Origin of the sequence: Asticcacaulis currens (assembly GCF_028550395.1) — a bacterium.
Classification (GTDB): Bacteria; Pseudomonadota; Alphaproteobacteria; order Caulobacterales; family Caulobacteraceae; genus Asticcacaulis; species Asticcacaulis currens.
In genome coordinates this window covers 104,049-124,946 of sequence record NZ_JAQQKW010000005.1, presented here as the reverse complement: position 1 = coordinate 124,946, position 20,898 = coordinate 104,049, and the positions used below count along the sequence as shown (strand labels likewise).

General features: G+C 62.9%; 16 protein-coding genes and 1 riboswitch. Of the genes, 8 read left to right on the top strand and 8 right to left on the bottom strand.

Going from position 1 to position 20,898, the window contains the following annotated elements; all coding sequences use genetic code 11:
• Positions 1-48: 48 nt before the first annotated feature.
• Positions 49-828, bottom strand: coding sequence for a phytanoyl-CoA dioxygenase family protein (locus PQU94_RS09920; RefSeq protein WP_272741308.1), 780 nt, complete (start codon positions 826-828; stop codon positions 49-51).
• 397 nt (positions 829-1,225) lie between these two features.
• Here PQU94_RS09920 and PQU94_RS09915 point away from each other — a divergent pair, with 397 nt between their 5' ends.
• The 7 genes from PQU94_RS09915 (at position 1,226) to ligA (ending at position 11,700) form a co-directional block, all read left to right on the top strand.
• A complete protein-coding gene (locus tag PQU94_RS09915; protein ID WP_272741307.1) occupies positions 1,226-2,110 on the top strand; it encodes a cell division protein FtsQ/DivIB in 885 nt (294 codons plus the stop codon).
• 12 nt (positions 2,111-2,122) lie between these two features.
• Positions 2,123-3,481 (top strand): cell division protein FtsA, encoded by a 1,359-nt coding sequence (gene ftsA / locus PQU94_RS09910; RefSeq protein WP_272741306.1) that lies wholly within the window; start codon positions 2,123-2,125, stop codon positions 3,479-3,481.
• A 419-nt stretch (positions 3,482-3,900) separates the two neighbouring features.
• Positions 3,901-5,568, top strand: coding sequence for a cell division protein FtsZ (gene ftsZ, locus PQU94_RS09905; protein ID WP_272741305.1), 1,668 nt, complete (start codon positions 3,901-3,903; stop codon positions 5,566-5,568).
• Positions 5,569-5,800: 232 nt separating this feature from the next.
• Positions 5,801-6,694 (top strand): UDP-3-O-acyl-N-acetylglucosamine deacetylase, encoded by an 894-nt coding sequence (gene lpxC / locus PQU94_RS09900; RefSeq protein ID WP_272741304.1) that lies wholly within the window; start codon positions 5,801-5,803, stop codon positions 6,692-6,694.
• Between the two features lie 94 nt (positions 6,695-6,788).
• Entirely contained in the window at positions 6,789-7,697 is a 909-nt protein-coding gene (locus PQU94_RS09895) for an outer membrane protein assembly factor BamD (protein WP_272741303.1), read from the top strand.
• A gap of 51 nt (positions 7,698-7,748) precedes the next feature.
• A complete protein-coding gene (recN, locus tag PQU94_RS09890; RefSeq protein ID WP_272741302.1) occupies positions 7,749-9,458 on the top strand; it encodes a DNA repair protein RecN in 1,710 nt (569 codons plus the stop codon).
• A 148-nt stretch (positions 9,459-9,606) separates the two neighbouring features.
• On the top strand, positions 9,607-11,700 hold the full coding sequence (gene ligA / locus PQU94_RS09885; RefSeq protein ID WP_272741301.1) for an NAD-dependent DNA ligase LigA: 2,094 nt from the start codon (positions 9,607-9,609) through the stop codon (positions 11,698-11,700).
• A gap of 43 nt (positions 11,701-11,743) precedes the next feature.
• Here ligA and PQU94_RS09880 read toward each other — a convergent pair whose 3' ends face one another.
• The 3 genes from PQU94_RS09880 to PQU94_RS09870 form a co-directional block, all read right to left on the bottom strand.
• Positions 11,744-11,998 (bottom strand): hypothetical protein, encoded by a 255-nt coding sequence (locus PQU94_RS09880; RefSeq protein ID WP_272741300.1) that lies wholly within the window; start codon positions 11,996-11,998, stop codon positions 11,744-11,746.
• Between the two features lie 92 nt (positions 11,999-12,090).
• Entirely contained in the window at positions 12,091-13,923 is a 1,833-nt protein-coding gene (locus PQU94_RS09875; protein WP_272741299.1) for an aminopeptidase P family protein, read from the bottom strand.
• Positions 13,924-13,995: 72 nt separating this feature from the next.
• The gene (locus PQU94_RS09870; RefSeq protein WP_272741298.1) at positions 13,996-15,825 is read right to left on the bottom strand and encodes a TonB-dependent receptor plug domain-containing protein; all 1,830 of its coding nucleotides are present in this window, start codon (positions 15,823-15,825) and stop codon (positions 13,996-13,998) included.
• A 121-nt stretch (positions 15,826-15,946) separates the two neighbouring features.
• A riboswitch (cobalamin riboswitch) is annotated at positions 15,947-16,137 on the bottom strand.
• 176 nt (positions 16,138-16,313) lie between these two features.
• On the opposite strand from PQU94_RS09870, the gene PQU94_RS09865 reads away from it, so the two are divergent.
• Positions 16,314-16,967: a hypothetical protein gene (locus tag PQU94_RS09865; RefSeq protein WP_272741297.1), complete on the top strand. Its 654-nt coding sequence runs from the start codon at positions 16,314-16,316 to the stop codon at positions 16,965-16,967.
• 68 nt (positions 16,968-17,035) lie between these two features.
• Here PQU94_RS09865 and PQU94_RS09860 read toward each other — a convergent pair whose 3' ends face one another.
• Genes PQU94_RS09860 through PQU94_RS09845 form a run of 4 tightly spaced genes read right to left on the bottom strand, consistent with a single transcriptional unit; the run spans position 17,036 to position 20,865 of the window.
• Positions 17,036-18,070 (bottom strand): sulfate/molybdate ABC transporter ATP-binding protein, encoded by a 1,035-nt coding sequence (locus PQU94_RS09860; RefSeq protein WP_272741296.1) that lies wholly within the window; start codon positions 18,068-18,070, stop codon positions 17,036-17,038.
• A gap of 11 nt (positions 18,071-18,081) precedes the next feature.
• A complete protein-coding gene (gene cysW / locus PQU94_RS09855; RefSeq protein ID WP_272741295.1) occupies positions 18,082-18,927 on the bottom strand; it encodes a sulfate ABC transporter permease subunit CysW in 846 nt (281 codons plus the stop codon).
• Between the two features lie 2 nt (positions 18,928-18,929).
• The gene (gene cysT / locus PQU94_RS09850; protein WP_272741294.1) at positions 18,930-19,823 is read right to left on the bottom strand and encodes a sulfate ABC transporter permease subunit CysT; all 894 of its coding nucleotides are present in this window, start codon (positions 19,821-19,823) and stop codon (positions 18,930-18,932) included.
• Positions 19,824-19,836: 13 nt separating this feature from the next.
• Complete coding sequence (locus PQU94_RS09845; protein ID WP_272741293.1) at positions 19,837-20,865, bottom strand: sulfate ABC transporter substrate-binding protein; 1,029 nt, start codon at positions 20,863-20,865, stop codon at positions 19,837-19,839.
• Positions 20,866-20,898: the final 33 nt, after the last annotated feature.

Genomic DNA, 20,898 nt, shown 5'->3' with positions numbered 1-20,898 from the left:
CCAATCAGCCCGTCCTTAAAAAGGCCCGTGCACACCGCACGGGCCTTTTTACGTGAGGGCCAGAGCGATCGCCTGTTCAACCGGCGATGGCCCGTCGGGGCTCAGAGGCACCGTGGGCAGCAGCGGAGGCTGGGCCATAAACCGGGGCTGGCTGCCTCGGTGGGGTTGCGCGGAATGCACAAGAAAGGGATGGCACAGATAGACCGTCCCGGCTGCCCCTGTGGCCAGAACCTCCTCGCAGTCGGCGGACTCTGCAAAGCCCGTCGATGCCAGTTCACCCAGGGTCAGGCCTGCCTCGCCCGCCGGGGCCAGCCGCCGCGCAATGCCGAGGTGTGAACCGGCGCGAATACGCGTCGGCGCGTCGGCCTCATCCACGTCCGAAAACAGGAAAAGCATCAGCAGGGCCCGGCCACGGGACTGAACATTGGCGCGCCATTGCAGAAAATCCGGATGTTCGGTGCCAAAACTGACGTCTATGTGCCAGCCGACATCCGGCGGCACCTCCGGCGAAGGGAATCGCACCGGAAAGGTGCCAAGTCCCGCCGGAGGATGCCAGCGACCGGGACCAATCAGTTGATCGAAGGCGGTGTGCAGGCGCAACGTATTGGCGGCAGCGGTAAAGGGCGCATCTGTGAAGTGCCGCAGCCGGACGACGGGGCGCGTCCAATGCTCAGGCCGATGCGGGTCACACCCCGTCGCGGCCCACAGGATGCGTCGCGCCTCTTCCGCCAGTGAGGACGGAAAAGCGCCCTCAAGACAGAGGAAGCCTTGGCGGATGAATTGCGTGATCTGCGCGTCGTTGAAGGTGCGGTAAGAAGGTGCAGACATGTTAAGCCTTCGGGAGGGGGATGCACGCAGGCACAAACGCTCAGACGGGCCGAATATCACCCTGAAGTGGCGCGCCGGGACGCGGATCAGGCCAGGTCGCGGACCAAGGGGAAAGCAAACATATTCATCGTGTTATCTATACCCGGCGTGTCAGATTCAGACAATCACTGGTAAGCGCCGTCGCATTTGAGGCTATCCCCAAAATATGCCTAACGAAAACCTGCCCGAACAGGCATTCGTTAGCGGATCGTTAAGGTTGTTGGGGTCTATTGATCCTCTCAGCCTCCTGTCTTTAGGGCACTGCCGTACCGGTTCAAAGAACCGCAGGGCGCGTCCGTGTTCCGGGCGGCTGAAGCGCCACCGGCCCTGACTGGGCGGACGATCACGAGGACAGAATATGCCAGCCGTCGTCAGAGGCGGGCGCCGTCAAGCGGCCCCGGTATCGAAAGCGTCCCCCCGTCAGGCGGCCCCGCGTGCGCGCGGCGGGCGCAAGGCTGAGGCCGGGAAGTTCGCTCTGATCGGCGGCGTAGCTATGCCCAGTGAGCTGACGGCGTGGCTGGGGTTTCTGGGGGCGGCGGGCCTGATGGCCGTGGTTCTGCTGACCGGTGGGCGCGCCGAAGCCCTGCGCACGGGTCTGGTCAATTTTACCGATGCGCGTATCGCCTCCATCGGTATCAATCTTCAGAATGTCCGCCTGCAAGGCGTCTCTGACGTGGCGCGTGACGACATTCGCAAGGCGATGCGTTTTCAGCGCGGTCAGCCGCTGGCCCTGATGGACCTCAACAAGGTGAAGGCCGATGTGGAATCCGTGGGCTGGGTGAAGTCTGCGGTGGTGCGTCGTCAGTTACCGGATCAACTGATCATCAGCGTCGTGGAACGTCCGCGTCTGGCGGTGTGGCAGTACCAGAACAAGACCTATGTCATCGACGATACGGGCAAGGTCATTCCGGAGGCGCGTTCCGGCAACTTCCTCGACCTGCCCCTGGTGGTTGGCGAACAGGCCAATGCCGCCAGTGGTGACATCTTGCGCCTGATGCAGGCGCGGCCGGAGCTGATGTCGCGCGTCTGGGCGCTGGTGCGCGTCGATACGCGCCGCTGGGACATACGTCTGAAAAACAACACCATTATCAAGTTGCCGGCGCTGGATCAGGATGAGGCCCTCAACCGCCTCGACGGGCTGATCAGCCAGCAGCGTATCCTCGATCAGGGGTTGGCGGTCATTGATCTGACCGATCCCAATGCTCTGGTCGTCAAGCCGTTCGAAACCGCCCCCGCAGCTTAAGGTTCTCCGTCAATGTCGCGTCTTGAAGATCGCAAACTGGCCAAAGAAGGGCGTCACGTCGAAGCCGCCTCGCGTCAGCCCGGCGTGATGGCGGTGACGCCGGGCGTCGTCGCGTCTCTGGATCTGGGCGCTTCGAAGATCGGCTGCTTCATCATGAAGCCGGACGGCGTGCGCAGCGCCGACCATTCGATCCGTGTGGCCGGCGTCGGCTTCGTACAGTCGCGCGGTGTACGCGCGGGCAATATTATCGACATGGAAGCCGCCGCCACCGCCATCGCTCAGGCGGTCGAGCGCGCCGAAGCCATGGCCAATGTGTCGGTGCAGGGGGTGCGCGTTTCTGTGCCGGGGGCGCAGACCGCGTCGCATCGCGTCTTCGCTCAGGTGTCGGTCGGTGTGAAACCGATCTCGGATGATGATCTCAACCGCGCCATCGCTTCGGGCCTGGCGCAGGTCCGCTTCCCCAATCGTCGCCCCATCCACCTCCTGCCGGTAAGCTGGGCTGTCGATGGCCACAGCGGTGTGCGCGATCCGCGCAACCTGACGGGTCGTACACTGGGCCTTGAATTGCTGGTCGTCACCATCGACGAAAACGTCTTTAACAATATCATGCAGTGCGTCGGCATGGCGCACCTTGAGGTGCAGGCCATTGTCTCCGCGCCTCTGGCGGCGGCCGTCGCAGCGCTGGAAGAAGACGAGAAGGAGCTGGGCTGTATCTGCATCGACATGGGGGCTTCGTGCACCACGGCGGCGGTCTTCTATGGCGGCGCACTGGTGCATGTCGATTGCCTGAATGTGGGCGGCAGCCACGTCACGGCTGACATTGCGCGCGGCTTGTCCACCACGCTCGTCGGCGCTGAGCGCGTCAAGACGCTGCACGGTTCCGCCATCGCCTCGTCCAACGAAGACCGCGAAATGGTCGAAGCCCCGCCGCGTGGTGATGATGCCGGAGCCCCGCCGATCTCGGTGCCGCGCTCGATCCTCAAAGGCATTATTGCGCCGCGCGTCGAGGAAACCTTCGAATTGCTGCGCGAAAAGCTGAAAGCATCGGGCGTGCCGATCGACCCCGGCGCGGGTATCGTCCTGACCGGTGGCGCGTCGCAACTGGCGGGTGTGCGCGAACTGGCCATCCGCGTGTTCGACCGCCCGGTCCGTCTGGGCAAGCCCAAGCGCGTACCGCATCTGGCCGATGCCGCCGCCGGACCGGCCTTTGCCGCCTGCGCCGGGGTGATCCTGCGCACGCTTTATGGACCGCGCGATGTGGTCCCGGCGCGCAAGATCATGACCGCCCGCCTGTCGCCCAAGGACGCGCCCAGCGCCGCCAAGGGTCACGTGGTCAGTCGTGTGGTGGAGTGGCTGAAGCAGAATCTGTAACCGGTTGCCCGTTCAAGATAAAAAAATCCACAATTTTGACGGGGCGCCTGCGGGCGTCCCGTTTGCGTTTGGGCGGCATGCAGCTGCATGATGCGCGCGTTAAGGCAGGGGTAAGGATTCCTGATTCCGGATTAATCTTCTGTGCATAAGTGGCCGTAATTTGGGCTGTTTTTGCGAGGGCAGGGGTGAGGCGATTCGTTTCCGGGCTCAAAGATTCATCAATGGGTAACTTTTGTTAAAATTTATCTCGAAAAGCCCTTCAAAACGGCGCGACTCAAGTTATCGGGTAACTATTCATTAAGCATATTCGATGTCTCATGATCGATGCTTGTGAGCGCTTTTCGATAAAGGCGCCGGGTCGATAATTGGACGGGAACAAAGGTCGCCCGGACAGGGTCACGGAAGGTTGGTCTGATCACATGGCTATACATCTCTCGGCGCCGCGCGCCACGGAATTGAAGCCCCGCATCGTCGTGTTCGGCGTCGGTGGCGCGGGCGGCAACGCCGTCAACAACATGATCGAGGCGGGCCTCGAAGGGGTTGAGTTCGTCGTCGCCAATACCGACGCGCAACAGCTTCAGTTTGCCAAGACCGACCGTCGCGTTCAGCTTGGCGTCTCTCTGACGCAAGGTCTGGGCGCGGGTGCGCATCCGGAAGTCGGCATGACCGCCGCCGAAGAGTCGGCGCATGAGATCGGTGAGCACCTTGAAGGCGCGCATATGGTGTTTATCACCGCCGGTATGGGCGGCGGCACCGGCACGGGCGCCGCGCCGATTATCGCCAAGACGGCGCGTGAACGCGGTATCCTGACCGTCGGCGTGGTGACCAAACCCTTCATGTTCGAAGGCCGTCACCGTATGCGTCTGGCTGATGCTGGCATCGCGGAGCTGCAACGCTATGTCGATACGCTGATCGTCATTCCGAACCAGAACCTTTTCCGTATCGCCAATGAGCGCACCACCTTCGCCGAAGCCTTTGGCATGGCCGATCAGGTGCTGCATTCGGGCGTGCGCTCCATCACCGACCTGATGGTGCTGCCGGGCCTGATCAACCTCGACTTTGCGGACGTGCGCTCGGTCATGTCCGAAATGGGCAAGGCCATGATGGGCACAGGCGAAGCGACCGGCGATGACCGCGCCCTCCAGGCGGCGCAAAACGCCATCCAGAACCCGCTGCTCGACGAAACCTCGCTCAAGGGTGCCAAGGCGGTGCTGGTCAACGTCACCGGCGGTCTCGACATGACCCTGCTGGAAGTCGATGAAGCGGCTAACGCCATTTCGTCGGAAGTCGATCCTGACGCCAACATCATCTTCGGCGCGGCCTTCGATCCGTCGTTGGAAGGCAAGCTGCGCGTGTCGGTCGTGGCTACCGGCATGGACTCCGCTGCCGCTCAGCAACAGCCGCCGGTGCCGCAGGCTTCGGCTTCGACCCCACCGCGTCAGTCTATCTACATCACGCCCGGCCGTCCGGGACAGGCCCAGCCGGTTCAGACGGTCGCCGTTCAGGCCCCGCTTTCTCAGGCCCCGGCAGCCCTTGCGCCGCAACCGGCTCCGGTTCAGCCCGCACCCGTGGCTGAAGCCGCTCCGCAACCGGCCTACCAGCCGGAAGTCCGTCCGGAACCTGTGGCGGCCGCACCGCGAGTGACCGAGCCCGCGCCGCAGCCGGCGCCGGTGGCTCAGCCTGAACCGCGCATTATTGCCAAGATTGTGGACCCGTCGGTCGAAGACGATTTTGACATTCCGGCGGTTCAGCCGACGCCTCAACCGGTGCAACGTGAGGTGCCGCAGCGCCCGGTCGCCGGTTACGGCACGGTGCGTGCGCCCGAACCTGCCCGGCCGAGCGTCGCCACGCCGCGCGAAGATGATCGTGGCGGCCTGTGGCGCGGCCTGTTCCCCAAGCGCAATGACGCCCCGGTTGCCCAGGCCCCGGACTATCGTCAGCCGTCGGCACCGATGCCGTCTCCCTATGCGGCGGCCCCTCAGGCGCAACCGGCGCCTCAGCCCGCCGCCAAGTCGGACGTGCTGCCCGGCATGGAAGCGGAGGATGATCTCGAAATCCCCTCCTTTCTTCGCCGCCTCGCGAACTGACAAAGACAGTAACTAGCTACAGCGATCAAACGCAGAAAAGCCCGGAGACGTCTCCGGGCTTTTCTTTTGCCGCGAACGCCTTAAGATTAGCCCGGACCCGTTGTGACAGGGGCGTTAAGCATGGCGTTACAAACCGTAATTCATGTTTAGTTGAGGCGACGGGGGGGCACGGCGTATAAACTGACGTGAGCGGAAACCTTTCCGCACGTCAATTTTTGGGTTTATGCGTTTCATGTCGCCTGACCACCACGAACATACGATCGCCGTTCCCGCCATTTGCGCGGGTGTCGGCCTGCACACCGGCCAGCGTGTGCGCCTGTCCGTGCGTCCGGCGTCGGTCGGTACAGGCATTGTATTCGTGCGTACCGACATCTGCGATCGTGATAACCGCGTGCCCGCACGCGCCGATCTGGTCACCCAGACCCGTCTCGGCACCGTCATCACCAATGCCGATGGCGTCTCGGTTTCAACGATCGAGCACCTGATGGCGGCCCTGTCGGCCCTGGGGGTGGATAATGCCCTCATCGAACTGGATGGCCCGGAAGTGCCGATCATGGACGGTTCGGCCCAGCCTTTCGTGCAACTGCTCGATCAGGCCGGGTTCCGTCGTCAGGCTCAGCCGCAGCAGGTCATCGAAATCCTCAAGCCGGTCGTTGTCGTCGAAGACGATAAGCGCGCAGCCTTCTATCCGGCTGACCGTTTCGAGATGCGCTTTGAAATCGACTTCCCCAGCGCCGTCATTGGCCATCAGGAAATCGAGCTGGTTGTCACCGAAGACAGCTTCCGCACCGAACTGGCAGCGGCGCGTACCTTCGGCTTTGTCGAAGGCGTTGAGGCCCTGCGCGCGGCCGGTCTGGCGCGTGGCGGCTCCATGGACAATGCCATCGTCATCGACGGTGATCGCGTTCTGAACGTCGAAGGCCTGCGGTTTGCCGACGAATTTGTGCGTCACAAGGCGCTGGACGCCATCGGCGACCTGTACGTTCTGGGTATGCCCATTCTTGGCAGGTTTGAAGGAATCCGCGCCGGTCACGGCCTTAATAATGCCGTGGTTCGTGCCCTACTGTCGCAGCCGGATGCCTACCGGATCGTGACCCGCGCCCCCGTGCTCCAGCAGGCTGGCTAAAACCTGTTGGCGTTTGCGGCGCGCCGTTGTAGAGCTATCCTCCACAAGCGCTAAGACTGCCGGGCGACTGATACCGGCCTGATGAGGATTTATCGTGCCGGCCTATACGACTTCGACCGCTTCTCCCTCCTTCGGCAAGACATCGGCAAAGCTTCTGCTCCTGACGGCGCTGGCGGCTGTGGCCCTTACGGCCTGTGCCGGCAAGCCCAAGCAGCGCACGCGTCTGGTGTATGAGGAGCGCCCGGTTGAGGCGCTCTACAATACCGGAATGCAGCGCCTGGACGAAAAGAGCTGGAACGAAGCCGTGGATTATTTCGAAGAGGTGGAGCGTCAGCACCCCTATTCGGAATGGTCGCGCCGCTCGATCATCATGGAAATCTACGCCCACTATCAGGCCAATGATTACAACGAATCGACGGCGGCGGCGGAACGGTTCATCAAGCTCTATCCGGGCTCGCCCCTGACGCCTTATGCCTACTATATGCGTGCGATCAACTATTTCGAACAGATCGTCGATGTGGGTCGGGATCAGGCCTATACCGAGACGGCGCAAAACTATCTGCGTGAGATCGTGCAGCGCTATCCGGGCACCGAATACGCCCGTGACGCTCAGGTCAAGCTCGACATGGTCTATGACCAGCTGGCGGGCAAGGAAATGGAAATCGGCCGTTTCTATCTGGCGCAGAACCAGCCTCTGGCGGCCATTGGTCGCTTCAAGACGGTCATCACCCGCTATCAGACGACCTCGCATACGCCCGAAGCCCTCTATCGCCTCGTCGAAGCCAATCTGATGATGGGCATTACCGACGAAGCCAACCGCAATGCGGCAGTGCTGGGCTATAACTATGCGGGCGACCGCTGGTATGGCGCGGCTTACAAGCTGATGCAGGAACGCGGTCAGCCGATGGACGTCAAGCCGCTGCCCGTCGCCGAAAAAACCAAACCGGCGAAAAAAGAACAAAAAGAGAAAAAGAGCTGGCTAAGCCGCATCAACCCGATGTAATCTGAGAGAAACAGCCGTGAGCCGACTCACGGCTTTTTCGTCAGGGTTTCCATGCTCACACGCCTGTCTATTCAAGACGTTGTGCTCGTTGATCGGCTGGATCTCGATATCCGGCAGGGCCTTTCGGTACTCACTGGGGAAACCGGGGCCGGCAAATCCATCATACTCGACAGTCTGGGTCTGGCCACCGGTGCGCGCGGCGATGCCGGGCTGATCCGCACGGGCGCGCCGCAGGCTTCGGTCACCGCCGAATTCGATCTGGCCGCCGGGCACCCGCTTTATGAATTTCTCGAAGACAAGGGGCTGGCCGTAGAGCCCGGTGAACCGCTGCTGCTGCGCCGGGTGGTCAGCCGTGACGGGCGCTCCAAGGCGTTCGTCAATGATCAGTCGGTCTCGGTCAGCGTGCTCAAGGCGCTGGGTGACGGCCTGCTGGAAGTGCATGGCCAGCATGAAACGGTTGGCCTGCTCGATCCGCGCACGCACGGAGCCATGCTCGATGCCTATGGCGGCTGCGAGGGGGCGCTGGCGGCTACGGCGGCGGCCTTCCGCACGCTGAAGGCCCTGCGCGATCAGTACCGCGACCTCAAGCGGCAATCCGACAATGCGACGGCCGAAATCGAAGAACTGACCCTGCGCCTTCAGGAACTGGACCGCCTCAACCCGCTGCCGGATGAGGAGGCGCAACTGGCGTCTGACCGCGCGCTTCTGGGCGCGTCGGAGCGGGCGCTGGAAGATATCAATGAGGCGCGCACCACGGTCGGCGGCGATCAGTTGTCGCAGCGCCTGTCCAAGGCCTTCCGCGCCCTCGATCACGCCCGCACGCGCGCACAGCAGGCCGGGGCAGGGGAGGGCCATGCGGTACTCAAGGCGCTTTCCGATGCCGCCGAAGCGCTCGACCGGACCCTGATTGCCGCCGATGAGGCGTTGGCCCTGATGGATGCGGCGGCCGATGCGCTGGACGTGGAGCCGGGTAAGCTGGACCGCGTCGAGGAGCGTTTGTTCGCCCTGCGGGCCATGGCGCGCAAGCTGAATATTCTAGTCGAAGACCTGCCCAAAAAACGAGTCGAGATCGCCCATTCGCTGGGGCGTATCGAAGACGCCGATGCCGAGCTGAAAAAGCTGGCGGCGGCGATTGCCGCAGCGGAGCAGGCCTTCCATGCGGCGGTTGAAACCCTGCGGCAGAAGCGTCTGGCGGCCGGTGAGGCGCTGAGCGCCGCCGTCATGGCCGAACTGGTGCCACTCAAGCTCGACAAGGCGGCCTTCCGCGTGGCGATCCGCCCGCTGGAGCCTGAAAAGTACGGTGCTGCGGGTGGCGATGTGATTACGTTCGAGGTGCGCACCAATCCGGGCGCCGACTGGGGCGGCATGGCGGCGATTGCGTCGGGCGGCGAACTGGCGCGCTTTGCCCTGGCGCTCAAGGCGGCTCTATCGACCCGTGGTGGCGAAGACGCGGCCGGTCCGGTGATGATCTTCGACGAGGTCGATCAGGGCGTGGGCGGTGCCGTGGCCGACGCCGTGGGGTTGCGTCTGCGTAAGCTGGCTCAGCGCTCTCAGGTGATCGTCGTCACTCATTCACCCCAAGTAGCGGCACGCGGCGATCAGCATTTGAAGGTCTCCAAGGCCGATGCCGGTGAGGGGATGCGCTCGCGCGTCGTCGAACTGAGTAAGGATGAGACGCTGGAAGAACTGGCCCGCATGTTGTCGGGTGCCGAAATCACCCCCGAAGCCCGCGCCGCCGCTATCGCGCTGGTGAAGGGGTAGAAACAGCATAGCCTCCCCCCTGATCTCAGGGGGGATACCGGCTGAAAGCCGGAGGGGGGTTAGACAGGCGGCATTAACCCCACCGTCTTCTGCCGCTTAGCGCCAAAATCCCCCTCTCCTAAAATCAGGGGAGCGATAAAGACAAGACATGACCACACACGCACCCGACACGGCGCAGGCGCGCCACGCACAGCTTTCTGCCGAGATCAAACACCACCGCGATCTCTACTATAATCAGGAAGCGCCCGAACTCAGCGATGCCGAATACGATGCGCTGGAGCAGGAGCTGCGCGCGCTGGAGGCGCAGTATCCGGACCTGCATACGGTCGATAGTCCGACCGAACAGGTGGGGGCCGAGATTTCGAGCAAATTCGCCCCGGTTCAGCACGGCGTGCCCATGCTGTCGCTCGATAACGCCTTTGCGCCGGAAGACGTGGCCGATTTTGAAAAGAGCATCCGTCGCTTCCTGCGCCTGCCGCCGGAAGAGGCGCTGGCCTTCGCGGCGGAGCCCAAGATCGACGGCCTATCCTGTTCGCTCCTTTATGTGAACGGCAAGCTGTTGCGGGCGGCGACGCGCGGCGACGGGCGCACAGGTGAGGACATCACCGAGAACGTCCGTACCATCAAGGACGTGCCGCACGTGCTGAGTGGAACGGGCCATCCCGAACGCATCGAAATCCGTGGCGAAGTCTATTATCCGCTGGCCGAGTTCGCCGCCATGAACGCCAAGGCGGTCGAAGAGGGTGGCAAGGTCTTCGCAAATCCGCGCAATGCGGCGTCCGGCGCGCTGCGGCAACTGGATGCGACTATTACCGCCTCGCGGCCCCTGCGTTTCTTCGCCTACACCTGGGGTGAGGTCAGCAATCCGGGGTTTGTCACCACTCAAACCGAGGCGCTGGCCAAGTTCCGCGAATGGGGGTTTCAGGTCAATCCGCGCTCGGCCACGACCGAAAACAGCGATGGTTTGCTGGAGGTTTATGAGGCGATTCAGCGCGACCGGTCGGGCCTCGGTTACGATATCGACGGGGTGGTCTATAAGGTCGATCGGCTGGACTATCAGCGCCGGCTGGGCTTCGTCTCGCGCTCGCCGCGCTGGGCCATTGCGCACAAGTTCCCGGCGGAACAGGCCCTGACCCACCTGAAGGCCATCGACATTCAGGTCGGGCGCATCGGCACCCTGACCCCCGTGGCGCGGCTGGAGCCGGTGAATGTCGGCGGCGTGGTGGTGTCGAATGTGACGCTGCACAATGCCGATGAGATCGCGCGCAAGGATATCCGTATCGGCGATCTGGTCCGTGTGCAGCGCGCGGGCGATGTCATCCCGCAGATCGTTGGCGTCGAGCTGTCTGAGCGTCCGGACGGGACGGAGCCTTATGACTTCCCCTCGGTCTGCCCCTGTCCGCTGAAGACCGCTGTGGTGCGCGAACTGAACCTCAAGGGCGAGGAAGGGGTGGCGCGCCGCTGCACCGGCGAACACGCCTGCCCGCATCAGCGCGTCGAATATCTGAAATACGTTGTCAGCCGTAAGGTGCTCGATATCGAGGGTTTGGGCGAAAAGCAGCTTCAGAAGTTCAGCGAAGAAGGGTTGATCCGCGAACCGGCGGACATCTTCACACTGGAGGCGCGGGACAAGGCGTCCCTGACGCCGCTGCGTAACCGCGAAGGCATGGGTGAAACCTCGGCGCGCAATCTGTTCAAGGCTATCGAAGACCGCCGCCAGTTGCCGCTGGACCGCTTTATCGCCGCTCTGGGTGTCAAGGGGGTGGGGGAAACCACCGCGCGTCTGCTGGCGCGCGCCTACCACTCGGAAAGCGCCTTCCGCGACGCCATGACGGCGCTGGCGGCAGGGGACGAAGAGGTGAAGGCGGCGCTCGACAATATGGATCAGGTCGGGCCGTCTCTGGTAGCCGCGCTGATGGAGTTCTTCTCGAACGACCACAATGTCGGCATGTATCAGCGCTTTGTGGCGCAGCTCAGCGTACAGGACGCCGAAGCCGTGGCCGGGGACTCGGCGGTATCGGGTAAGACGGTGGTGTTTACCGGCACGCTGGAGAAGATGACACGCGACGAAGCCAAGGCGCAGGCCGAACGGCTTGGGGCCAAGGTGGCGGGTTCGGTTTCGGCCAAGACGCACATTGTTGTGGCCGGACCGGGCGCGGGGTCAAAGCTCAAAAAAGCGGCTGAGCTGGGGGTTCAGGTGATGACCGAAGACGAATGGCTGGCCTTTATCGGGGCGGCGTAAGGCCTTACCCCTCCCCCTGAAAAATCAGCGGAGGGGCATAAGATCAATCCACCGTCGTGGCGAAATAGGCCTGTTCCTGCGCCGTCAGTTGCGGTTCGGGGAACAGGGTGCGGTCGGCTACCGACACCACGCCAAACAGGGCGATCAGACCCGCCACAAAGCCTGCGCCGATCAGGAAATGCCTGCGGGCGGCCTTGCGCGCCTCGGCTTCGGGCGACAGGGCCCGCGCCGGGCTTTGCGTGACGGTGAACTGACCGAAGGTTTCGGTGGCGGGTTGAAAAACGGTGCTGGCAGGCATGGTATCCCTCCGCAGACTGATAGCTACGGATACACCTTACCCAACGCCGGATAAGGGCGCAGGTCGTTCTGATTTTGGGGGATATAAAGCCTTTATAAGGGCGCGCAGACGGTTTTGAGCCAATCCGCCACCTCCGGTTTTACGCGCGGCGACAGCAGGCGCAGCACCTCGGCGTGGTAATCATCCATATAGCGGCGCTCGGCCTCGCTGAGCAGCGACACCTCGATCAGGCTGCGATCAATGGGTGCCCAAGTCAGGTTCTTGAAGCCCAGCATCGGGCGTTCACCGCCCACGATGGGGGCCGCTTCGGTGACATATTGCAGGTTTTCGATGCGGATGCCGAAGTCGCCGGCCTTATAGAAGCCCGGCTCGTTGGAAACGATCATGCCGGGTTGCAGGGCATAGGCATTGAGCGCCTTGGCGATGCGCTGCGGGCCTTCGTGGACGCCCAGATAGACACCGACGCCGTGGCCGGTGCCGTGGTCGTAGTCGAACCCAGCGTTCCACAGGAACTGCCGCGCCAGCACGTCGAGATGCGTGCCGGTCGTGCCGGCCGGGAAGCGAATGGTGGCCAGTGCAATGTGCCCCTTGAGCACGAGGGTGAACATGCGTTTGTGTTCGGCGCTCGGCGTGCCGATGGCCATGGTGCGGGTGACATCCGTGGTGCCATCGACGTACTGACCGCCGGAATCGACCAGAAGCAGATTGCCGGGCGCGATGCGGATATTGCTCTGTTCGGTGACCCGGTAATGCGGCAGGGCCCCGTGCGGGCCGAAGCCGGAAATGGTGTCGAAGCTGAGGTCCTTCACTACGCCTGAGGCGATGCGCAGCGACTCCAGCTTTTGTGCCACTTCGATTTCGGACGGCAGGGCGGTCTGCGCCTCGGTGGCCACCCAGTAGAGGAATTCGCTGAGGATGGCGCCGTCGCGGATATGGGCTTCGGTGGTCCCGGCGATCTCTGCGGCGTTCTTGCAGGCGCGCGGGACAAGGCAGGGGTCGTCGCCTGGAACGGCGGTGGCCCCGGCCCCTTCGATGGCCTGCACCCACCAGGCCGAGGACCAGTTGGGATCGACCAGCACGCCCTGACCGGACAGCGCCGTTAGCGCCGCAGGGATGTCAGACGGGGTTTTCAGTACCACCTCATTGCCCAGCCATTCGCCCAAACCGTCCGTGACCTTAGCCGATTCGAGGAACAGTTCTGCGGTGCCGTCGGCCTTGAGCAGGGCCTGCGCCAGCGGCAGGGGCGAACGGATGACGTCGCCGCCGCGCACATTGAACAGCCACGCAATAGACGATGGTGCGGTGATCAGGGCCGCGGCCACGCCCTTCTGACGCAGGCTTTCGGCCAGTTTGGTACGCTTGTCGCCCGACGGGACGCCGGCAAATTGCAGCGGTTGTGCCACCACCGGCGTCATCGGCTGGGCCGGGCGTGCCGCCCCCCAGGCGAGGTCAATGGGGTTTTCATCCACGGCTTTCAGGGTGACGCCGACGCTTGTGGCCGCCAGTTGCAGAGCCTTCAGCGCCGCGGGGCTGTGCAGGCGCGGATCATAGCCGATGACGCGGCCGCGCGGCTGAGCGGCGATCTGTTCAGCAATGGCGGTGGCGGTGAAATCGACGACCTCGAATACCGAAGGATCGGTCTGTTCGCGCGATTGCAGGGTGTAGCGCCCGTCGGCAAACAGGATGGCTTGATCTTTGAGGATAAAGGCCGCGCCGGCGGAGCCCGTAAAGCCCGACACCCAGGCCAGACGCTCATTGGCGTCGGGCAGATATTCGTTCTGGTGCTCGTCTTCGTGCGGGACGATAAAGCCGTCGATACCGAGACCGGCAAACTGCGCCCGCAATGCGGCGACGTGGGTCACGCCCTGCGACGGGTGGGTGGTGACGCTGTAGGTCTGAAAGGCGTGGGCGGTATCGGCGGTCATGGTGGGGGCCTCGGTCGATGGAGGCCCCCTATATAGACCGTCAGGATTTGGTTTCAAATCCTATCATCGGTCTCAATACTTAGCGCGTACGCCCAGCCACAGGCGGCGACCGACCGAGCCGTAGTTGGCGGCGGTCTCATAGTCTTCGTCCGTGGCGTTTTCGACGCGCCCGAACAGCGCCACCGTGTCGTTCAGCGCATAGGTGGCGCGTAGGTCGAGCAGGGTGTAGGCGTCCAGTCGCCGGGTATTGTAGATGTTCTCGAACGACCTGCCCGCATAGCGGACAGAGGCCCCCAATTCGAGCGCCTCTGTCGCCTGCCATTCGACGCTGGCATTGGCCAGATGACGCGGCGCACGGCCCAGATCGTTGCGGAAGGTGGCGCTGGTCCGGGCGTCGTCGCGGGCGATGATGTGGCTGTAATTGCCCGACAGGCGCACGTTCGGTGTCAGTTTCGTCTCGCCCTCCAGTTCGATGCCATAGGCCTGGGTGCGAGCGATATTGCCATAGCGGAAGGACGACAGGTCATAGTCGATCTGGTTGTCGGTCTTGCGCCCGAACAGCGAGACGCCGAGGCGGCTGTCGTTCGGACCGTAATAATCGACGCTGAGATCGAAATTGGTGGCGTCTTCCGGTTTGAGCGCCAGATTACCGGACCAGCCGTCATAGAGCTGATAGAGGCTGGGGGCCTTGAATCCTTGCCCCAGGCTGCTGCTGAGGACGAGGGAGGGCGACAGGGCATAGGCGACGGCAATCTGACCGACAGTATGGCCGCCGAACACGGAATGATCGTCATAACGCACACTGGCATTGATCGTCAGGGCCTGCGTCACGTCCTGCCGCCATTGCGCGAACAGGCCGTTGAGGGTGACGCGCTTGTTGAGGCCTGAGGCAATGGCCTGCGTGCGTTCGCTCGATGCGCCGAAGACCAGCTTGGACGCCTCCGACAGGGTCAGAGCGCCGGTGTAGTCGAAGCTGGTCTGACGCCCTTCGAACGGGTAGGCGGTGGCATTGGCAAGGTCGGAGGTCGAGCGCTTCGTCGTGTTGTAGCTGAGGGTGAAGGTCTGTTTCAGAGCGCCGCCGAAGGCCTGAGTGTAATAGCCAAGGCTGGTCAGATTTTCGTCCTGAAAGCCGGTGTCGCGGGTGTCGGCCAGTTGGAACGCTGCATTATAGCCATCGAAATCGTAGTCGCTTTCGGTCCGGGCCAGACGGGCGCGTAGGCCCGATGTGTCGCTCAGGGCGTAGTGGACATAGGCGTTGAGGTGTTTTTGCGTAAAGCCGTCCTTTTCCGCCCCGCCGCGCAGCGATGACACGCCGTCGTCGTCGATATAGGCAGCCGCCAGGCGCCAGCTCAATTGACCGGTCTTTCCGCCCATACCCGCCTTGCCCACGATGTATTCATCAAGGCCTTCGACCGACATCTGCGCCTCAAACGGGCGCTTGGGCGTGCGGGTCGTCACCGCCACCACGCCGCCGATGGCCTGTGAGCCCCAAAGGGTCGAAAGCGGCCCGCGCAGGATTTCCACGCGCTCGACATCATTCAGCGCCAGCAGGCCGAGGTTCAGCCCGCCGCCGATCATCGACGGGTCGCCCAGCTTCACGCCATCGACGATAAACAGGCTGCGGTCGCTTTCGGCCCCGCGAAAGCGCGCCGTCCCTGCCTGACCGGGACCGCCGGTCTGGGCGATGGAAACCGACGGCGTACGGGCGATCAGGTCTTTCAGATAGATCGACTGACTGCGCTCTATGGCTGCCGAATCGAATGTGGTGACGCTCTGGCCCACCTTCGACAGGGCAACCGGTTCGCGGGTGAGGGTGACGATCACCTCCTGCGGGGCGTCATCGGCCAGCGCAGGCGAGGTGAGGAGGGCGGCAAAAGCGACGCCGCAAAGGAGAGTTTTCAAGGTCTTATGCCTATTCACAACAGGACGAGCGCCCCAGACGAGCCAGCGCGCACCACGAATCGTCTCTGAGGAAGGCCTTTAATGAAAGGCTTATCCGCTCTTGTGGCACACCCCGACCACGCGAAGGACGACAGCAGGGGCAGGTCTCCTGGCTCACGTCTCAGGCGCGTCTCGCCGCCTTCCCGGTCCAGGAAATGACCAGTGGCGTATGGCGGAACACTCGACGCTTACAGTTGCGGGGACAGCGCAGGCCTTGCACCTGCTTCCCTTTTAAGCCGCATCTCTGCGGCACCGTCTGCACAGGAGCGGGCGTAGGGGAGCGGGTGGGAAAGGTCAAGCGCGGCGCGCATGTATAAAGGCAAGTGTGGCGCTCAGGACGCGGTTTGACAGGGTGTACTCCGCCAAAGGCAGCCTGCCGTTTTTGTGGTATCGACCCACCCTGCTATTGGCATAGTGTTGCGGGCTTATGGCGCAGGGGAGGAGCACAGATGCTAGGTATAGCGGTGGCAGTGGTCGTCATTACGGGCTTGGGCGACCGACCAGAGATTCTGACCGGCAAATACGGACAGCTCGCATATAAGGCCAAGCTGGAGCAATATCTGAATCTTGATGGCATCACTGTGCGGCGGGAGTGGGTCTTCGGCAACTGTTCTGAAGTTACCTATACTTCGGACGGCTTTGAGCCTTTTGAATTACCTAACAACCGGTCATCTGTAGATTTTTTTACTAGCGAAGCCATGTCTGGCGCGGGGGAAGACATACTAATCGCGGTCAAGGAAAAGGTTGTGGTGAGGGGCTGCGGCAAAACCTATCGCCATAATTTTCTTGCATGGCACGATCGCCGCAATACGCTCCCCAATATGGATTTCCTGATAGACGGCGAAACCATTGCCTCGATTGACGCGCAGTTCAAGGCCTCAAGTCTGGCTTTTGACGCCATGCAGGCGATGCGTCGGGCGAATGGACCTGACAATTGTCAGCAACTCCCAGGCCTCTACGACACGCGGATCGAAAGTCGTCCGGAAACAGGGGGCTGGAGCGAAATCTGGTCAATGGCCTATTGCGACGTCAAACACGATTTTCGGATGACGTTCACCCCGGCCAACGGCACGGTCACGGTGAAAAGTGAACTGATCAGGTAGATTTTGGGGTACGGTTTGCCGATCTTACCTTTAACTGGTCTTTCGCCCCCCCTCTTAGGGGGATAGCGCTAAAACGCATAGACCTTGGACGGGCGCAGATAGACCGTGTCGTTCAGGCACAGGTCCGACGCCTCTGAGTCGTGGGCGTGCTGGGTTTCAAACACTTGACCCGTCGGGCTTTGCAGTTCCAGACGCAGATTGGCCCCGGCGGGCAGGAGGGACAGCACCTTCGCTTCAAAGCCCGGTCCTTCGCGGAGCAGGTGGGTATCGAAGGGGCGAAAGCGCACGGTCTGCGCGCCGCTGAGCGCCTTGGGGCTGACGACCGGGGCGCTGAAGCCGCCGAAATCGGCCACCCCGTCCGACAGGCTGGCCGGCACCTGATTGGAGGTGCCGAGAAAATCGAAGACAAAGGCCGATTGCGGATGGCGATAAAGCTCCAGCGGCTTGCCGATCTGTTCGATCTGGCCGTCTTTCAGCACTACCACGCGATCGGCGAGATCGAGCGCCTCTTCCTGATCGTGGGTGACGAAGAGGGTGGTGACGCCGGTTTCATCATGGATGCGGCGCAGCCAGCGGCGCAGATCCTTGCGTACCAGCGCATCGAGCGCGCCGAACGGCTCATCGAGCAGCAGGATGCGCGGATTGATGGCCAGTGCGCGTGCCAGTGCCACCCGCTGCCGCTGGCCACCCGAAAGCTGGCTGGGGTAGCGCTTGCCGAGGTCTTCGAGCTGGATCAGCTTGAGCAGGCGCTGCACCGTTGCCTGAATTTCGGCCTTTGACGGGCGGTCTTTTGAGGCGCGCACATTGAGACCAAAGGCGATGTTCTGCGCCACGGTCATGTGGCGGAACAGGGCATAGGACTGAAACACCATGCCGACGCGGCGGTCGCGGGCCGACAGCGTCAGATAGTCGAGGCCGTCGAAGTCGATACGGCCCGTATCCGGGCGGTCGAGCCCGGCTAGCAGGCGCAAAAGCGTCGTCTTGCCCGAACCCGATGGGCCAAGCAGGGCCAGAAACTCGCCCGGCTGGGCTTCGAACGACACGTCGTTGAGCGCGGCGAAGTCGCTGAAGCGTTTGGTGATGTTTTCGACGACTAAGGACATATAAAGCTCAATCAGTGGCGGCGGTTGGCGGCCAGTTCGTCACCGAAGCGCCATTCCAGCAGGGTTTTCAGGACCAGCGTCACAAGCGCCAGACCAGCCAGCAGCGTCGCGGCCCCGAAGGCCCCCACACTGTCATACTCGTTATAAAGGACTTCGATGTGCAGGGGCAGGGTGTTGGTCAGGCCGCGGATATGGCCCGACACCACCGACACGGCGCCGAATTCGCCCATGGCCCGCGCTGTACACAGAAGCACACCATAGGTCAGGGCCCATTTGATATTGGGCAGGGTCACGCGAAAGAAGACATCCCAGCCCGAAGCGCCCAGCGTCACAGCGGCGATTTCTTCGTCCGTCCCCTGGTCCTGCATCAGCGGGATCAGCTCGCGCGCCACGAAGGGTAGGGTGACCAGAATGGTGGCGATGACGAGGCCGGGCAGGGCGTAGATGATTTTGATATTGCTGGCCTCAAGCACGCTGGCGAACCAGCCGTGCGCGCCGAACAACAGCACCCACACCATGCCCGAAATGACCGGCGAGATGGTGAAGGGCAGGTCGAGCACCGACAGCAACAGTCCCTTACCCGCAAAGTCAAAGCGCGTCACACACCAGGCGGCCGCTATACCGAAAACGGCATTGAGCGGCACGGCGATGGCGGCGACCGTCAGGGTCAGGCGAATGGCGCTGAGGGCGTCCGGTTGGACGATCGCCGACAGATAGGGCTGAACGCCCTGTTTGAAGGCTTCGGCCAGCACATTGACCAGCGGCAGGACGATAACCAGCGCCATCCACACGGCGGCCAGCGCCATCAGCAGGAAGGCGGCGGGGGTCTTGGGTTTTTCGGGGGCGCGGGCTCTCATGCTCAGGCGCGTCCCCGGCGCGAGAGCAGCAGTTGCAAGGCATTGACCAGCAGCAGGCTGAGGAAGGCCAGGCTCAGCATGGCCACCGCAATGGCGGCCGCCCCGGCATAGTCGAACTCTTCCAGCTTGATAACGATCAGCAGGGGCGTGATTTCCGACACGAAGGGCATGTTACCGGCGATGAAGATGACCGAACCGTATTCCCCGACCGCGCGCGCAAAGGCCAGCGAGAAGCCGGTCAGAAGGGCGGGGGCCAGCGACGGCAGGATGACGCGCAGGGTGGTTTGCAGCGGCGTGGCCCCCAGAGTGGCGGCGGCCTCTTCGACCTCGGCATCGAACTCGGCCAGAACAGGCTGCACCGAGCGCACGATGAAGGGCAGGCCAACAAAGACCAGCGCCACGAAAATGCCCAGCGGCGTATAGGCGATCTTGATGCCTAAGGGCGCGAACAGGCTGCCGACCCAGCCATTGGCGGCGTACATCGAACAGAGCGACACGCCGGCCACGGCGGTGGGCAGGGCAAACGGCAGATCGACCAGCGCATCGACCAGTCCCTTGCCCGGAAAGTCATAGCGCGTCAGTACCCAGGCCACGATCAGCCCGGCAAACAGATTGACCAGTGCCGCCAGAAGCGAGGTGGTGAAGGTCAGGCGCAAGCTGGCCAGCACGCGCGGATCGCTGATGGTTTGCCACACACCGTCCAGCCCGTGCTCCCACGGACGCGCCAGAAGGGCGGCCAGCGGCAGGACCACGATCAGCGACAGATAGGTCAGGGTGATGCCCAGCGACAGGCCAAAGCCCGGCAGGACGCGCGCCTTGTGCGTCGCCTTGGGCGGCTTGTAGCCTTCGGTGGCCAGCGGAACAGCGCCCGGCGTGGGGGTGGCGTTGACGGTCATAAAGGCCTTGGGCTTACTTGTTCAGCTTGACTTGCAGCGCATCGAAGGCCGCGCCCGCCGCAAAGAAATCGGCATGGGCTTTTTTCCAGCCGCCGAAGTCGCTGTCCACTGACAACAGGCGCAGTTGCGGGAACGTCTGCGTGAACTGCGCGGCGACGGTTTCGCTGACCGGGCGGTAGAAGTTTTCGGTAACCAGCTTTTGTGCGTCGTCGTCGAACAGGCCCTTCACATAGGCTTCGGCCAGTGCGCGCGTGCCCTTCTTATCGACATTCTTGTCCACCACGGCGACCGGCGGCTCGGCGCGGATCGACAGGGACGGATAGACGATCTCGAAATCCCTGGCGCCGCTGTCCTTCAGCGCCAGCAGGGCTTCGTTTTCCCAAGCCAGCAGGACATCGCCCTGACCGCGCTGCACGAAGGTGGTGGTCGAGCCGCGCGCTCCGGTGTCGAGCACCGGCACATTGCGATAAAGCGCTTCGATATACACGGCGGGGTCCTGACCGTTGGTTTTGGCCCAGCCATAGGCGGCCAGATAGTTCCAGCGCGCTCCGCCCGAGGTCTTGGGGTTGGGGGTAATGACGCCGATGCCGGGCTTGATCAGATCGCCCCAATCCTTGATGCCCTTGGGGTTACCTTTGCGCACCAGAAACACGATGGTCGAATAGTAGGGGGTCGAATTGTGCGGCAGGCGCTTGGCCCAGTCGGCGCTGATCAGGCCTTTTTCGGCAATGGCGTCGATATCGTGGGCCAGCGCCAGAGACACGATGTCGGCATCGAGCCCCTCGATGACCGCGGTCGTCTGCTTGCCGGAGCCGCCGTGGCTCTGATTGACCGTTACCGGCGTCTTCACCTTGGTGGCGAACAGCTTGTTGTAGGCGACATAAAGCTCGCGAGTCGGGTCGTAGGAGACGTTGAGCAGGGTCTTGGCCGTGACCTCACCGCTCTGACCGCAAGCCGCCAGAGACAGGGCCGAACCCGTAAGGCCAGCCGCTGCCGCGCCTTTGAGCAGCCAGCGGCGGGAAAGAGCAACAGATCGGGTCATGGTCGGTCTCCTGTACGGAAAAGGCCGGTTACG

Bases quoted from the DNA above. Each gene is read 5' to 3' on its own strand.
- PQU94_RS09920 (WP_272741308.1), bottom strand. From the start codon at position 828: ATGTCTGCACCTTCTTACCGCACCTTCAACGACGCGCAGATCACGCAA.
- PQU94_RS09915 (WP_272741307.1), top strand. From the start codon at position 1,226: ATGCCAGCCGTCGTCAGAGGCGGGCGCCGTCAAGCGGCCCCGGTATCG.
- ftsA (WP_272741306.1), top strand. From the start codon at position 2,123: ATGTCGCGTCTTGAAGATCGCAAACTGGCCAAAGAAGGGCGTCACGTC.
- ftsZ (WP_272741305.1), top strand. From the start codon at position 3,901: ATGGCTATACATCTCTCGGCGCCGCGCGCCACGGAATTGAAGCCCCGC.
- lpxC (WP_272741304.1), top strand. From the start codon at position 5,801: ATGTCGCCTGACCACCACGAACATACGATCGCCGTTCCCGCCATTTGC.
- recN (WP_272741302.1), top strand. From the start codon at position 7,749: ATGCTCACACGCCTGTCTATTCAAGACGTTGTGCTCGTTGATCGGCTG.
- ligA (WP_272741301.1), top strand. From the start codon at position 9,607: ATGACCACACACGCACCCGACACGGCGCAGGCGCGCCACGCACAGCTT.
- PQU94_RS09880 (WP_272741300.1), bottom strand. From the start codon at position 11,998: ATGCCTGCCAGCACCGTTTTTCAACCCGCCACCGAAACCTTCGGTCAG.
- PQU94_RS09875 (WP_272741299.1), bottom strand. From the start codon at position 13,923: ATGACCGCCGATACCGCCCACGCCTTTCAGACCTACAGCGTCACCACC.
- PQU94_RS09865 (WP_272741297.1), top strand. From the start codon at position 16,314: ATGCTAGGTATAGCGGTGGCAGTGGTCGTCATTACGGGCTTGGGCGAC.
- PQU94_RS09860 (WP_272741296.1), bottom strand. From the start codon at position 18,070: ATGTCCTTAGTCGTCGAAAACATCACCAAACGCTTCAGCGACTTCGCC.
- cysW (WP_272741295.1), bottom strand. From the start codon at position 18,927: ATGAGAGCCCGCGCCCCCGAAAAACCCAAGACCCCCGCCGCCTTCCTG.
- cysT (WP_272741294.1), bottom strand. From the start codon at position 19,823: ATGACCGTCAACGCCACCCCCACGCCGGGCGCTGTTCCGCTGGCCACC.
- PQU94_RS09845 (WP_272741293.1), bottom strand. From the start codon at position 20,865: ATGACCCGATCTGTTGCTCTTTCCCGCCGCTGGCTGCTCAAAGGCGCG.